13 protein-coding genes are annotated in these 14,596 nt (G+C 36.7%); 4 read left to right on the forward strand and 9 right to left on the reverse strand.

The features are described 5' to 3' along the window. Window positions 1-431 precede the first annotated feature (431 nt). Entirely contained in the window at window positions 432-1,721 is a 1,290-nt protein-coding gene (locus K332_RS0108805) for an ABC transporter substrate-binding protein (protein WP_036688533.1), read from the reverse strand. Between the two features lie 443 nt (window positions 1,722-2,164). Here K332_RS0108805 and K332_RS0108810 point away from each other — a divergent pair, with 443 nt between their 5' ends. Then, the gene (locus K332_RS0108810; RefSeq protein WP_036688508.1) at window positions 2,165-2,728 is read left to right on the forward strand and encodes a helix-turn-helix domain-containing protein; all 564 of its coding nucleotides are present in this window, start codon (window positions 2,165-2,167) and stop codon (window positions 2,726-2,728) included. Further along, window positions 2,614-3,555 (forward strand): IS3 family transposase, encoded by a 942-nt coding sequence (locus K332_RS0108815; protein ID WP_156914172.1) that lies wholly within the window; start codon window positions 2,614-2,616, stop codon window positions 3,553-3,555. The genes K332_RS0108810 and K332_RS0108815 overlap by 115 nt, the downstream gene beginning before the upstream one ends. 66 nt (window positions 3,556-3,621) lie before the next feature. On the opposite strand, the gene K332_RS0108820 is transcribed toward K332_RS0108815, so the two are convergent. Continuing rightward, window positions 3,622-5,010: a 6-phospho-beta-glucosidase gene (locus K332_RS0108820; protein ID WP_026907125.1), complete on the reverse strand. Its 1,389-nt coding sequence runs from the start codon at window positions 5,008-5,010 to the stop codon at window positions 3,622-3,624. Between the two features lie 199 nt (window positions 5,011-5,209). Between K332_RS0108820 and K332_RS0108825 the strand changes: the two genes are divergently transcribed. Next, window positions 5,210-6,094: a MurR/RpiR family transcriptional regulator gene (locus tag K332_RS0108825; protein WP_026907126.1), complete on the forward strand. Its 885-nt coding sequence runs from the start codon at window positions 5,210-5,212 to the stop codon at window positions 6,092-6,094. A gap of 101 nt (window positions 6,095-6,195) precedes the next feature. Here K332_RS0108825 and K332_RS0108830 read toward each other — a convergent pair whose 3' ends face one another. The 5 genes from K332_RS0108830 to K332_RS0108850 all read right to left on the reverse strand — a co-directional run bounded on the left by K332_RS0108830 (window position 6,196) and on the right by K332_RS0108850 (window position 11,533). Next, entirely contained in the window at window positions 6,196-6,780 is a 585-nt protein-coding gene (locus K332_RS0108830) for a hypothetical protein (protein ID WP_051359400.1), read from the reverse strand. Window positions 6,781-6,858: 78 nt separating this feature from the next. Next, window positions 6,859-9,003 (reverse strand): SA1320 family protein, encoded by a 2,145-nt coding sequence (locus K332_RS0108835; protein ID WP_051359401.1) that lies wholly within the window; start codon window positions 9,001-9,003, stop codon window positions 6,859-6,861. A 20-nt stretch (window positions 9,004-9,023) separates the two neighbouring features. Continuing rightward, a complete protein-coding gene (locus K332_RS0108840; protein WP_169727359.1) occupies window positions 9,024-9,911 on the reverse strand; it encodes a DUF1672 family protein in 888 nt (295 codons plus the stop codon). A 312-nt stretch (window positions 9,912-10,223) separates the two neighbouring features. Further along, window positions 10,224-10,586 carry a hypothetical protein gene (locus K332_RS0108845; protein WP_026907130.1) on the reverse strand — a complete coding sequence of 121 codons (363 nt, stop codon included), beginning with the start codon at window positions 10,584-10,586 and terminating at the stop codon, window positions 10,224-10,226. 17 nt (window positions 10,587-10,603) lie between these two features. After that, the gene (locus K332_RS0108850) at window positions 10,604-11,533 is read right to left on the reverse strand and encodes a DUF1672 family protein (protein WP_026907131.1); all 930 of its coding nucleotides are present in this window, start codon (window positions 11,531-11,533) and stop codon (window positions 10,604-10,606) included. 335 nt (window positions 11,534-11,868) lie between these two features. On the opposite strand from K332_RS0108850, the gene gloA2 reads away from it, so the two are divergent. Then, window positions 11,869-12,255, forward strand: a complete 387-nt coding sequence (gloA2, locus tag K332_RS0108855; protein ID WP_026907132.1) for an SMU1112c/YaeR family gloxylase I-like metalloprotein — start codon at window positions 11,869-11,871, stop codon at window positions 12,253-12,255. 58 nt (window positions 12,256-12,313) lie between these two features. On the opposite strand, the gene K332_RS0108860 is transcribed toward gloA2, so the two are convergent. Next, window positions 12,314-13,513, reverse strand: coding sequence for an acetate/propionate family kinase (locus K332_RS0108860; protein ID WP_026907133.1), 1,200 nt, complete (start codon window positions 13,511-13,513; stop codon window positions 12,314-12,316). After that, window positions 13,510-14,391, reverse strand: a complete 882-nt coding sequence (locus tag K332_RS22235; RefSeq protein WP_051359402.1) for a 3-hydroxyacyl-CoA dehydrogenase family protein — start codon at window positions 14,389-14,391, stop codon at window positions 13,510-13,512. Before K332_RS22235 ends, K332_RS0108860 begins: the two co-directional genes overlap by 4 nt. Window positions 14,392-14,596: the final 205 nt, after the last annotated feature.

The raw sequence follows: 14,596 nt of genomic DNA on the forward strand, positions 1-14,596 counted from the left end.
TACGTGCAGTTTCTGTTTGTGATGTTGATGGAAAGTGTGCGGTAACTTAAGTCCTGCTAACTGGAGCATGAGCCCAATTCGGGAAAACTTGAGCCCTTCTATCCAAAGCATGTGCCCAATCAAGGAAAACATGAGCCCTGGCAACCGGAGCATGCGCCCGACTCAGGGAAACTTGAGCCCTTCTAACCAAAGCATGTGCCCAATCAAGGAAAACATGAGCCCTGGCAACCGGAGCATGCGCCCGACTCAGGGAAACTTGAGCCCTTCTAACCAAAGCATGTGCCCAATCAAGGAAAACATGAGCCCTGGCAACCGGAGCATGCGCCCGACTCAGGGAAACTTGAGCCCTGCCAACCGGAGCATGTAGCCTGATCAAGAAACTACCGCACAGTCTATAATAAAATGTGTATTCATTATAGAAGTTTACTAGATTAACGCTTCATTAAATCTTCCGCACGTTTCACAGCTTCTTCCCATTCTTTTTCTGGATCCGCACCATTGTTTTGAACATTTTTCAGTGCATTTAATATTTCATTATGGATTGGGAAGTATTTTTCACCTTTATATCCGATACCAGCAATATCTTGTGCAGCTTCTGCAAATACTGGTGCCGATGCTTGACCACCGAAGAATTCATCTTCATTTGTCTTGAACGCATCCATGTCATATACAGACTCAGCAGAAGGGAATAATCCGTGGCTTTGGAATGATACTAATTGATTATCTGGTGTTACAAGCCACTCAATAAAGTCATAAGCCTCTTGTGCATTTTTTGTTTCACTTGGTATAGCGATGTAAGATCCACCCCAGTTAGCAGCAAACTCTGTTGGCAATGTAGCTACTCTCCACTTACCTACTGCCTCAGGAGCGTTTCCTTCCATCCAACCTTTTAACCAACCTGCACCTAGTTCTGCAGCAAACTCACCCTTGTTCACAGCATTAGCCCACTCTGGACTCCACATTTCATATTTACCTACTAATCCTAAATCATTCAGGTGAACTGCATAATCATATGCTTTTTTCACTTCACTGTCTGCTCCAAGATTTAATTCATTATCAGGTGTCAAATACGCCGTTTCTGCTGCATCTAAATATGCTCTAAATGCCATTTCAATACTATCAACAAAAGGCATACCCGTTTTCTCTTTCACTTGTATTCCAGCTTCTTCAAATGCTTTTGGCGAATTAATTAGTGCTGCAACCTCTTCTGGTTCTGTTGGAAGTCCTGCTTGCTCAAACAAATCTATACGATAATATAATGCTTTAGGACCGATATCCGTTGGAAGTCCGAACAAGAAATCACCATCTGCATTTTCTCCACTTTCCCATTTCCAACCTAGATATTGATCCTTCACATCGTTTGCACCAAGATCATATAAATTCTCAAAACGGTCTTGCGCAACCTTGAAACGGTCAAATTGGTCAATTTCAAGCATAGCTATATCCGGTGCACCACTTCCAGCCGATAAAGAAGTGAAAAGTGCATCATGATGGTCTGCCGTTTCAGATGATTTAACTTTAATTTTAATATTTGGATTTTCCTTCTCATATTCCTTGGCTAACTCTTCATAGTTTGTTGCCCCAAATGTCCAGAAGTCTAATGTAATCTCTTTATCCCCACTAGCATTTGAATCACTTGAATTTTCATCATCATTTCCACTACAAGCAGCTAAAGATAGCGCAAGTAATGAAGTTATTCCAAGAACAGCAAGTTTTTTCATTCTCTTCACGTTAATGCCCCCAATACATTTTTTATTGTTTTATTCAATGTGACTTCGCGTTACACCTTGATGTTTTAAACAAATTAATACAGTTCAATAAACACCTCCTAGTATGTATAGTTACGTTTAAATGGAAACCGGTTTCTAAAATTAACGTAAGAAATCGCTTACATTTTCATTTTAATCCTCATAAAAGTAAAAATCAATACAATCTTTTAAATAATTTACAAATATTTTATCATTACTTATGATAGGAAACATGTTAAATATAGCTAACACCGCATAAATCAAGGGTTTTACAAGCATCAGCAGTCTCAGAAACCGTTTTCTATAATGTAAATAAAAATGCTCCACGGGGACAGGTACCTTGGCTTATTAAGCCAAGGTACTATAGTGCACCCCAAAAGTTAGAGTGAAAAAACTAACTTTTGGGGTGTTTTAATATGGCAAAAAAATATAGTGCTAATTTAAAGATGAAAGTAGTTAAAGAGTATCAAGAGGGGCATCTTGGAATTAGACCGTTAGCTAAAAAACATGGTATAAAATCTAAGTCAGCTGTAGAGAGATGGATAAAAGCATATAAGAAATTCGGTACTGAAGGTCTAATGGATAAAAAACATCCAGAAATTTATCCTGTTCAATTTAAACTGGATGTATTAAGATTTATAGATAGAACAGGTTCTTCAGAGACCGAGGCAGCCCTTCATTTTGGGATGACTAATCTTACTGCCATTTCCTCATGGAAGAAGGATTTTTATGAGGGTGGTATTGGAGTCCCGAAGAAACCGAAAGGACGGCCACCTATGACTGGAAAAGGAAAAGCGAAGTCAGTAAAACAAGAAAAAGCGGTGTCTCGTGAGGAACAATTAGAACGTGAAAATGAACTTCTTCGATTAGAAATTGCGTATTTAAAAAAGTTAAAAGCTTTTCAGGAGAACCCGGATGCCTATCTCGAAAAGCACAAACAGCAATGGCATTCGAACTCAAAGAAGAAGGATTCAAATTAAAAGATGTACTAAACGTTGTCGGTATACCGGAAGCAACTTATCATTATCATATTCAACAATTAAAGAAGGAAGATCCTGATAAGGAATGGAAAGAACTCATTTGTGAATTGTTTGAGGAACATGAAGGTAAATATGGATATCGCCGCATTTATCTACAATTAAGGGGCAAAGGCTATAAAATAAATCATAAGAAAGTACAACGAATTATGAGAGAGCTTGGCCTTAAATGTGTTAAATTCACACGAAGATCTCGAAAATATAGTTCTTACAAGGGCACAATTGGAAAGGTCGCAAAAAACCGAATTAACCGCCGATTCCATACACATGTACCCCATCAAAAATTAACAACTGATATCACAGAATTTAAATGTTCAGATGGATTTAAATTATACTTAAACCCTATTATGGATATGTTTAATGGCGAGATTATTTCATTTGGTATAAGTAAAAGGCCCAATTTAGCACTGGTAATGAAACCACTCGAGGATGCCCTTGAAATCGTAAAGGACTCGAAGTTCAGAACTACTATCCACTCCGACCAAGGATGGCACTACCAACACAACAAATGGGTAAAAACGCTTAAGAAAAATAAAGTCTTTCAAAGCATGTCCAGAAAAGGAAACTGTTTAGATAATTCACCAATGGAAAACTTTTTTGGTTTAATGAAGCAAGAGATGTATTATGGAGAAGCACGATGTACATTTGAAGAATTAAAAAACAAGATAGAAAGATATATAGTTTACTATAATAACAAACGTATAAAGCAAAAGTTGGCAGGTATGAGTCCAATTCAATACCGACTACACACCAGCCAACTAGCTGCTTAATATAAACTCTAACTTTTGGGGGTCACATCATACCTGTCCCCGTGGAGCTTGGAGCTACGGATTCTATTATACTAATTCCCTAACAATCTCATCTTTTACTGTCACACCGGCTGCTTCCAATTCGGTAATTTTTTCTGCGAATTGTGGTAAATACTCCTTGTGCGCGATTAGTAACTCATCTAGAACTCGTTTTGCAGTTTCACCACTTGGAATTAATGGGTTGATGATAAATGCTTGAAGAGCTAGACCATAATCACCTGTTACAGCTGCTTCCTCTACAACAAGTTCCATATTCTTCATCACTTGTAACCAGCCTCTTTCTGCTGCTGGAAGTGTACCAAATGCAATTGGTCTAGCACCTGCTGCACCGATATACGCAGAAACCTCTACAACTGCATCCGCTGGAAGGTCAGGAACAGCACCATTGTTCTTTGTTGATACGACAATATGCGTATTTTTATTTGCATAAATAGATGCAATGGTTTCACATGCAGCATCTGAATAGTGAGCACCGCCACGTTTCGATAATTGTTCTGGCTTGTGGTCCAGATTCGCATCTTTATAAAGCTCAAATAATTCTGCCTCTGTTTGTTTTACTTGTTGTGCACGAGTCCCAACCTCTGGATCACGGTACTCCACAAGCATATGATTTAACATTTCTTCTTGACGGTAGTAGTAACGGTGGTATCCACAAGGAATCATATTCATTCTTTTTACTTGGTCAATAAAGAACGGAATATCATGGATATTTGCTGGAATACCTGCATTATTATCGTCACTATACATTTTTTCAATAATATCACCAGTTACATCATTACCTTGTAAATCTTTTACACGATGCCAGTGGAAATGGTTGATTCCTGCGAATGAATATACGAGCTCATCCAGATTTTTACCGATTAGTTCAGGCTCTGCCATCATCGCTCCAACCGGAACATTACATAGTCCAATAACTTTTTCCCATTTACCGTAACGGATTACAGCATCTGTTACCATACCAGCAGGGTTAGTGAAGTTAATCAACCAAGCATTCGGGCTTAATTCCTTCATATCTTCCACAATATCTAAGATAACAGGAATTGTACGGAATGCTTTAAAGATACCGCCAGCACCATTCGTTTCTTGACCGACCATTCCATAAGATAAAGGAATACGTTCATCTTTAACACGTGCATCCAGTAAACCAACACGGAACTGAGTGGTTACGAAATCAGCGTCTTTTAACGCTTCTCTACGATCTAATGTTAAATGTACTTTTACATCATAAGGTGATGCATCCCACATTCTTTGGGCCATCTCACCAACAATTTCTAGTTTTTCTTTTCCAGCCTCTATATCAACAAGCCAAATTTCTCTAATCGGAAGTTCATCATATCGTTTAATAAAACCTTCCATAAGTTCAGGGGTATAACTACTTCCTCCACCAATGGTAACGATTTTAACACCTTTAGTCATTCATTATTCCTCCCTAGTCTTGTATAAATAATATTTTTTTGTGTTTTCACAACTACGACCTTATTATAGGACGGACAGAAATATAAACAATAGACTCGGAGGATTATCATTTGCAATTTACAAATCCGTTTACAAATAACGCCTTTTTTTGTAAATATTTTTTACAGCATTATGGTATAGTAGTTATGGGTGATTCGATATGTTATTAACGGAAAAAATGAAGGAAGACCTTTTCTCTCCTTCTGAACAAACAATTATCGACTATATGTTTAAGCAACAAGAGTTAATTAAAGAAAAAACTATCAAGCAAATATCGGAAGAAACATTTACACATCCTTCCACTTTAATTAGAATTGCTAAAAAGCTAGGATTTAATGGGTGGATTGAACTTAAAGATCACTTTCTTAATGAGGTGGAATATTTTAATAGTCATTTTAAAGATGTGGATGCTAATTATCCATTTCAAGAAAATGACCATCTGCTTAACGTTGCTAATAAAATGGCGACATTGAATCAAACAACGATTAAAGACACACTTTCGCTCTTAAATTATGATGACCTTAAAAAGGCGACTACATTATTAAATCATGCAGAAGAAATAAAAGTCTTTGGATTTAACAATAATCTAATTCTCGCCCATGATTTTAAAGCGCATATGAATCGGATTGGGAAACGGGTTAGCATTTGCTCACTTGATTCTGAATTCGAAGCAGCAAGTTCTAATTCCCAAACGGTTGCTATTTTGATTTCCTATACCGGGGAGGGTCAACTTACAAGTAGGATACTACCCATGTTACAAAAAAGAAAAACACCGGTTATCGCGATAACTAGCCTTGGTGATAACACACTCTGCAAGCAAGCAGACTGTGTTTTTCGAATTACGACAAGGGAAAAATTATATTCCAAAATTGGCAGTTTCAGCTCCAATAACTCCATTAGTTTTTTGTTGGAAGTTCTATATTCCTGTGTCTTTTCTAAAGATTATAAAAAGAATCTCGAATACAAAATTCGAATTTCCAAATACTACGACCATCGGAAAAGTACGAATAAAGTTATGCAGGAAGAAGAGGAATTCGAACTATAATCCAGGCCATGGCCTGCAGTTTAATTGTTTAACAAAGATCTACTACACCAGTGGATAGCAAGATTACCTTACTCAAATCTAGTTCCTATCTCCCGCTGTAATCACAATCTCTCATCGACATACTTTATTAATTCATCAACAAAATATTCAAATTCCTCTGGTGTTAGCTTTTCTTTTTCTGTACCTTCACCTGAGTGTTTTTCTACTGTACCATCTTTAAATTGCAACCATAAACGCCAACTATAGCCATCTTCGTATGTACTAGGGTCTTCAAACGTATAATCTGTCTTCCAATCCTGGACTTCATATTTTTGTAAGACTTCTATTACTTGATTCACATCTTCAACTTTCACTGGCTTTTCTAAAGAGTCCACGCCTAATTTTGTCCATCTTGGCTCTTTATATATTTCACCATTTTCAATATCAATGGCCATTGTATTTCCTCCTGTCATACTCCACTCACTAAAAAAGACTTTTATTACATCATCTAAAGAATGCTTCTGTTCTGCAGCTGGTGCTTTATTTAAATAGTAAAAATCATAAATATCAATTCCATTCATTTCAATGTTATTACCTTTTTCATTCTCCTCATTTGTTCCTTGGTTATCTTTTTCAATAATATCACTCTCGCTACATCCATAAAGAAACAGAAAAGATACTAGAATGATACGTATATATTTTCTCACTATGTTCACCCCTTTCAAGGCCATGGGGACAGGTACCTCGGCTCGATGAGCCGAGGTACCTGTCCCCATGGCTTCTTTCTATATTGTCCCTCTTTCCACCTGTTCCCCTAGTATCCCAATATTCCCTTTGATACTCTTAGAGATTTCTAGTGACTCCGTGACTGCTTGTGACTTCTCACCAGATAATTGATAGATTATATCGTCAAATACTAGATTCATTTCATCTAGAATAGCGGATGCAGCAACATTATACAGGCGTACATTGGCAAACTTTCCAGGTTCAAAAAGAGCGGTGTCAATATATGGTTTAAAATCATCAACCATTCCTGGAAGATTAGCAATCAAACGGTTCACGCCATCACGTAATCCTTCAATGGTGGCTTCCATTTCTTTAATCGGGGCCTTAACCTCTTTGACCTGCGCTTTTACATTGTCATCAAATTTTGTAAAAAGACTTAAAGCTAAACCAGTAGGATTTCCATATAATACAACATGCTGTGCACTGTTAATAGCTACTATAATGGCTTCTAAAGCACCTTCTAATAACCGAATTACTTTTGAGACTTGTTCCAGTATTGGAGTAAGGACTACTGTTACAGAGGATCGAATCGCTTGATGAGCAAGATTCGTCTGTATTTCCTTAATTTTCATCCCGACTTCTAGATAATCTGATTTTTCTAATGTAATGATCGCGGTATGTTGAACGTTGTCCGTTGCTTGAATGTCTCCCCCCTTACCACGGGTGGCACTAGCTATACTTGCATCTTTATTCTGAAGTGCTGTAGCAACCCCTTGTACCTGAGTACCGTAATTTTCTAATTGGTCTAGTAATCTATCTTTATTTTTTTCTAACAAAGCATAGTGCAAATCTAGCTCTCCTGTTACTGCATCTACAAAATTGTCCTTGGCTCCCCGAAATAAATCTGGAATTAATTCTTCAATGATGATTTGAATAGCTCGTACGAAGTTATCGATATCAATTTGTATATCATAGAGGTAATTTTTGGGGTAGGCAAAGAGGCTTTCCACGCTAATATCTACTTTTCTTATATATTCAATTAATTCCATCGGCATAGAGTTCAAAATAACATTTAGGCCCCTACACTTTTCTTCCGCAATATTTAATAGACTAATAAGTCCATCTAGATAACTTTTAATCCTATTTCCTGTTCGTGCTATCCCATTAAACATGGGTTCCCCAGCAAGCTCATCGAACATCTGTTGAAATGTTTCTTGGAGTATCGTAACCCTTATATTAAATCGACTGATTTCATCATCAACAATCAAGTTGGCATTCCTAATATATTCTCCTGAAAGGGTTAGCCGTTGCTTTACTTTTTGTTGGATTGCTTCTGCTAACTTTAGCATTGCTTCGACGTTAATATCTATTTTTCCAGTTGGTCCACCATAAAGAGGAGCCCCAGTCCAAATACTAGTCATGATATGCTCATCTGCATCCACATATATGTGACCGTAACCAGCGTCTCCGGGCTTACCGACTTCATAGAAAAAGTTGCCATTTTCATCCTCATGATATCCAACATGGTTTGGAGACAGCAGTGAAAAAATAGGAAGGCCATTATTAATGTTATATTTTGATCCAGGAACACGATGACCTAGTCCAAGTCTATTAATCACTAAATTAAGGGCATCATATTTGCTGATATAATTTGTGATGTTTGAATAATCTTTGTTTGGGTCCACCATACCATCTGGAAGGAGTGCTGGATTTAATGTGACTGATGTTACACCGGGATTGTCAACTGCAACTGCATTGGATAGAGCGCCCCCAAGTGAGTTACCTGTTACATGGGTAACTTTTCCTAATTCTTCTTCTACTTCTTTAAAATATTCCCTAGCAGCGTGTATTTGATCTATTTGTTCTGGCGCTAAATCGCTGGGAAGTTTACCATTAGTTAGTAACCAGTCCTCGACAATTTGTTCGCTTCCGACATAGACGATGATGAGGTTTTCGTTGTTTTTGTCGTTGACGTTTTTTATTACGAAGGCATCTAGGCCGGTTTCTGAATCTTTATTGACATTAAGTACTTTATAATTGTTTCCATTTACTTTAATTGTATCAGGTCTATTGGGATGTAAGTATGCATGTTTTCCAGCAAGCTCTACTAAATCTTTATCAATAGTTGAGTTCGTACTTTTTACAGTATTCAAATGGGTACCATTACTGCTAATTGAAGTATTCGAGATACTATGTATTGGCATTCTTCTGCACCTCCCCAAATCTATTCTTTCATTATTGCATTCGGATCTGATCTGTCTATTGTATTATCTTTCTGTCCAACACCTCTTTTTTTGTCAATATAATTATCATTCAGGGAAATGTTATACTCACCTCGTGGTATATTCTCTAAACTTTCAATATCACTTGCTATGGAATCCAGAATCTCTTGTTTGGGTTCAGAATTTTCTTCTTCCATATAAAATTCAATGCCAAAAATCACATACATTGGGTCGAAAGGGTTTTTGGCAAGGAAGTCCTTTATCTCATCAGCGGTTATTTCCGGATTATTCATATACTCTAAAAATAACTTATCAAAAACATCACCGACTGGAGAGAAAAAATAGTACGGTGTTGTATATCCAGTTGCCATTACATTTTCAATTGCAACAATTGGTGTACCAACAATTGGATACGTTTCTGTAGTTTCTTCCAGATATTGATCTAAATTAGAAAATTCCTTATCGTAGGCCATAGCATAGAGTCCACCAGTAATTCCAGTTTCCACCTCTCCTTCCAACGACCACACACTATCCGTCCTCACCACTTCATTCTTACTATCCACCGGAACTACAGCAAACGTATAAAAATGTGGCTCTCCAATAGACTCCACATAAACCGTCACGCCATCAACCGCTGCAACCATGTTATGTACTTTAACCTCAGATTTATATTCAACTAGAAAAAATTGTTTAACCGCTTCTTCTACCTCATCTTGATACTTCTCTGCAATCTCCAGATTTTCTTCACGGCTATCCCTTAATTTAAACCCTTCACCGGTATACTCCTGAATAGGTACAAAGTTTTCCTTTTCATATTCATTCTTTCTTGTATCTCCAGCAACAGTCTCACTGTCAACCTGTTTTTCTTCTTGCTCTTTCGTTTTATCCATACCCATACAACCTCCTAATATAAATGACATCCCTAATAGCATCGTTATAATCGAAAATTGCTTCAAACCTTTCACCTCGCATTTTATCAATGAACTAACATCCAAATAATTTAAGTTACTATCCATTATGACCAACATATGTTTATTCAGATACTATTTTAAATGATTATTATAAATATTTGGTTGTTTTTGGTAAATTTGAGTAGAAAGATACAGGAGATTATGGGTATAAAGTATTATTATGTGTTTAATAAGTCATAAGAAGATAGTTCTTAAGATTTTAGTTGTAAATTCAAGTGGTGGGTGTTGTGCTCAAGAGCAGATTTTTGAGGAAGTGGTTCCTAGGGTTGATAAAGTAAAATTAGCATCCTTACCTAACCAATCTTGTTCGACTTGTTCACTTCCTACATAGTAGATGATGAGGTTTTCGTTGTTTTTGTCAACTGAACTTCTTACTACGAGTGCATCTAATCCAGACTTATGATCATAGTTTATATCAAGCACTTCGTATTTATTTCCGTTTACTACAATAACTGTGTCTTCATCAGGATGTAGATATGCTTGATGCCCAGCAAGTCGAACTAAGTCCTTGTCAATATTCACTTCTGCTTTTATGTCAACCTCAATTACTTTATTCTTACTAGAATTATTTTTTTCGAGACTTGGAATAGACATTATATTTACTCGCCTCCTTACTTTTTGGATAGTTTATTCGGTGATCCTAACTTAATAGAGTTCTCTTTCTTCCCAATCCCAAGTCTTTTATCAATATAATTATCGTTAAGATGAATGGAATATTCACCTGGTGGAATATTATCCTTATTTTCGAGATCACTAACAATTGAATCAAGAATCTTTTGTTCTGGGTCTACTTTCTGTTTTTCCATATAAAACTCAATACTGATGTTCAAGAACTCCGGATTGAAGTTATTTTGTCTTAAGAAATCTCTTACTTCTGTATCAGAAATTTTAGGGTTATTTAAATACTCATTTGTAAGTTCATCTAATGTTTCACTAAGTGAAGCAACAAAATAATAAGGTGTTGAATAACCTCTTGCTCTTACATTTTTAATTGCTTCCTTTGATATTCCAACAATTGGATGCTTTTTAATAGCTTCTTCAAGATACTGATTTAGATTAATAAATTCCTCCTTATATGCCATGGCATATAAGCCACCTGCAATTCCATTTTCAACTTGCCCTTCCATAGACCATACACTATCAGTTCTGACCTCTTTATCCTTTAAATCAACCGGAACAACAGCAAACGTATAAAAATGTGGCTCACCAATAGACTCCACATAAACCGTCACGCCATCAACTGCTGCAACCATGTTATGTACTTTAACCTCAGTTTTATATTCATCTAGAAAAAATTGTTTAACCGCTTCTTCTACTTCATCTTGATGCTTCTCTGCAATCTCCAGATTTTCTTCACGGCTATCCCTTAATTTAAACCCTTCACCTGTATACTCCTGAATAGGTACAAAGTTTTCCTTTTCATATTTATTTTTTCTTGTGTCCCCAGCAATAGTCTCACTGTCAACTTGTTTTTCTTCTATGCACCCTCCTAATAGGAGAGATAGACCTAGAATCATTGTAATTAATGAAATACGCTTCAAACCTTTCACCTCAATTCATTTAAAACTATTTCAACTATATTTTTTGGTGTTTTTTAGTAATTTGAGCACAAAGCTATAGGCCATAGGAATCTCCTTTTTATCAATCTTCATAAATCAAGTTACCCAAATCTTACTTCCAAAATTTTGTAATTTCAATATAACTTTCTGTCTATTTTAGTACTGGATTTGGTACTATAGAATTAAGTGGCCAGTGGAAACGCAAGAATTTACTTCTTGATTAAATCCTCCTCAATTGCTCATTACCTGTTACCATTCGCAATAGTTGAGCCACAGAAATTGAAGCTACACATTCCAAAGGAAGGGAAGTCACTATCATGAACCTACTCCACATTCATCATATCGCCATCATCTGCTCTGACTATGAAAAATCCAAGAAATTTTATACAGAAGTACTTGAATTAAATATTTTGAGTGAGACCTATAGGGAAGAAAGACAGTCATACAAACTTGATTTAGCACTTGGGGATCAATATCAAATTGAACTTTTTTCCTTCCCTTCACCACCAAAAAGATTGAACTACCCAGAAGGTACCGGGCTCAGACATATTGCATTCGCTGTAGATTCGATTGAAGATGCGATAACTGAACTGCAGAAAAAAGGAGTTAACACGGAGCCTCTACGTGTAGATGAAAAGACTGGTAAGAAGTTTACTTTTCTTTTTGACCCTGACAACTTACCAATTGAATTATATGAAATTTAGTTGTAGATAAATGGGGACAGGTACCTCGGCTCATGCCGAGGTACCTGTCCCCATGGCTCTATCCAATAACCCTTAACGTATCCCTAGCAATCATCAATTCTTCATTTGTCGGGATAATATAAACATTTACTCCCGAGTGATTGCTACTGATTTTCCGTTCTTTTGGTTCACTGGCTGCATTTAACTCTTCATCGAGTGCTAGTCCTAGATAGGTAAGATTTTCACATAGTAGTTTCCTAATAGGCTTTGAGTTTTCTAATACCCCACCTGTAAAGATAATCGTGTCAACACCGTTCATCGCCGCAGCATATGATCCGATATATTTGACCATCCGATAGACATACATATCAATCGCTAATTTACAGTTTTTATCGCCTTTTTCCATTCGGTCAATGATTTCTCGAACATCATGACTCACACCTGAAATCCCATACAACCCACTAAATTTATTCAACATCGAATTTACTTCATCGATTGTTAACTCATCTTTCATCATGACAAATTGGATAATTGCTGGATCGATATCTCCGCTTCTAGTTCCCATAATCAATCCTTCTAATGGCGTCATCCCCATACTTGTATCAATTGATATACCGTCCTTAATCGCCGTAATACTTGCACCGTTACCAATATGACAGGAAATGACCTTTTGACTGGTTAACGGAACTCCCGTCGTTTCTGCTAGGCGTGAACTGACATATTTATGAGAAGTGCCATGGAAACCATATTTCCTAACTTTATAATTGTTATAGATTGCTTTTGGAATAGCATACATATAGCTTTTCTCTGGCATTGTTTGGTGAAATGCCGTATCAAATACACATACATTAGGAATGTCCGGACTTAACTCTTGAAAAGCAAGAATTCCCTTTAAATTAGCAGGATTATGAAGAGGAGCGAGTTCCATATTTTTATCAATAGCTGCAATAACCTGCTCGTCCACTAGTACCGAATCTGAAAACTCCTCACCACCATGTGTCACACGATGGCCTACTGCATGAATATCACTTATCGATTCGACCACACCTATTTTTTGATCGGTTAATAAGTTAATTACTTGCTTCAATCCTTCTTTATGTTCAAGAATCTCAGTAACATGCTTCACCTTCTCTTGATGAAGGAGGGATTCATATTGAATAATCGCATCTTCCATACCAATTCGTTCTACTAAACCTTTTGCCAGAACGGTCTCTTTTTCCATATCAAAACATTGAAATTTTAAGGATGAGCTTCCACTATTAATTACTAAAATAATCATCGACTTCCACCCTCCCCTACTTTTACTAGACGTTTTCCATCATCCCGATAGGTAAAAAATCCTTCACCAGAGCGCACACCAATTTTCCCTTCGCTTACTAAGCGACCAAGATAAGGTGACGGTAAATATTTACTGTTCTTCGTTTCTTCATATAGCTCTTGCAATTGCTGAAATATCTCGTCCAATCCAATTCGATCTGCCATTTCTAATAACCCAAGTCTCCATTCAAAGGAAGATTTCAACATTTGATCTAGTTCCTCTGCGGTTGTTAGACCTTCTGCCAATACCTCCACCGCTTCATTAAAAAAAGTAAATGTAATCCGGCTAAATGCATAGCCAGGTGCTTCTTTCACATGACAAATAAACACATTCATTTTTTCCATGAAGTCAAAAATGGTCTCATAAGTTTGATCGTGAGTTTGGTTTCCCTTAATAATTTCAACTGCATGATATATAAAATGTAGTCCGATAATTCTTTCAGGAAATACTGCATCCTTTTGAATATCAGATACACGATTCGTAATAGAATTTGTTGCCAAAATAGTCGTTTCTTCTAACATTTCTTCTAGTTGTTTAAATAAATCCTTCTTCTCCACCATGTTTCCATTAATTGATTCCACCACTAAATCAGCATCATTCAAAGCATGCAAATCAACATGATAATGAATTCTCGATAAGATCACTTTTTTCTCTGATATGGTTATTGCATATTTCGCTATTCTTCTATCTAATGCTTTTTCAATATCTTGTTGAATAAGAGGAAGTTGCTCCTCCTGTTGACAAACAACAATCACATCTTTTTCTTTTCTTGCTAACCTCTCTGCAATCCAAGATTCACCAATGTCATCGATTAAGAGACCCACTTTTTTAATGGACATGTTATCTTCCTTTCTCGTTAGAAAAACTCGCATTCACTCAGTCCCAAGCGAAATGTGTTAGTTTTTCTTATGTCGGCGGAAAGTTTTTATACTTTCCTATCTACGAACAAAGGGACAAGTTATTTTCCCAATTCATCAGTAGACGCAATCTGATGATGGATACTAGCTAGGGACTGCCTCATCTGTTTTGATAAAGAACTTATTT

Source organism: Paucisalibacillus globulus DSM 18846, from assembly GCF_000482485.1.
Classification (GTDB): domain Bacteria; phylum Bacillota; class Bacilli; order Bacillales; family Amphibacillaceae; genus Ornithinibacillus; species Ornithinibacillus globulus.

What these genes read in the sequence shown, in the direction of transcription:
- K332_RS0108845 (WP_026907130.1), bottom strand. Translation starts at nt 10,586, where the DNA reads ATGTCTATTCCAAGTCTCGAAAAAAATAATTCTAGTAAGAATAAAGTA.
- K332_RS0108820 (WP_026907125.1), bottom strand. Translation starts at nt 5,010, where the DNA reads ATGACTAAAGGTGTTAAAATCGTTACCATTGGTGGAGGAAGTAGTTAT.
- K332_RS0108840 (WP_169727359.1), bottom strand. Translation starts at nt 9,911, where the DNA reads ATGGATAAAACGAAAGAGCAAGAAGAAAAACAGGTTGACAGTGAGACT.
- K332_RS0108860 (WP_026907133.1), bottom strand. Translation starts at nt 13,513, where the DNA reads ATGATTATTTTAGTAATTAATAGTGGAAGCTCATCCTTAAAATTTCAA.
- K332_RS0108835 (WP_051359401.1), bottom strand. Translation starts at nt 9,003, where the DNA reads ATGCCAATACATAGTATCTCGAATACTTCAATTAGCAGTAATGGTACC.
- K332_RS22235 (WP_051359402.1), bottom strand. Translation starts at nt 14,391, where the DNA reads ATGTCCATTAAAAAAGTGGGTCTCTTAATCGATGACATTGGTGAATCT.
- gloA2 (WP_026907132.1), top strand. Translation starts at nt 11,869, where the DNA reads ATGAACCTACTCCACATTCATCATATCGCCATCATCTGCTCTGACTAT.
- K332_RS0108825 (WP_026907126.1), top strand. Translation starts at nt 5,210, where the DNA reads ATGTTATTAACGGAAAAAATGAAGGAAGACCTTTTCTCTCCTTCTGAA.
- K332_RS0108810 (WP_036688508.1), top strand. Translation starts at nt 2,165, where the DNA reads ATGGCAAAAAAATATAGTGCTAATTTAAAGATGAAAGTAGTTAAAGAG.
- K332_RS0108805 (WP_036688533.1), bottom strand. Translation starts at nt 1,721, where the DNA reads ATGAAAAAACTTGCTGTTCTTGGAATAACTTCATTACTTGCGCTATCT.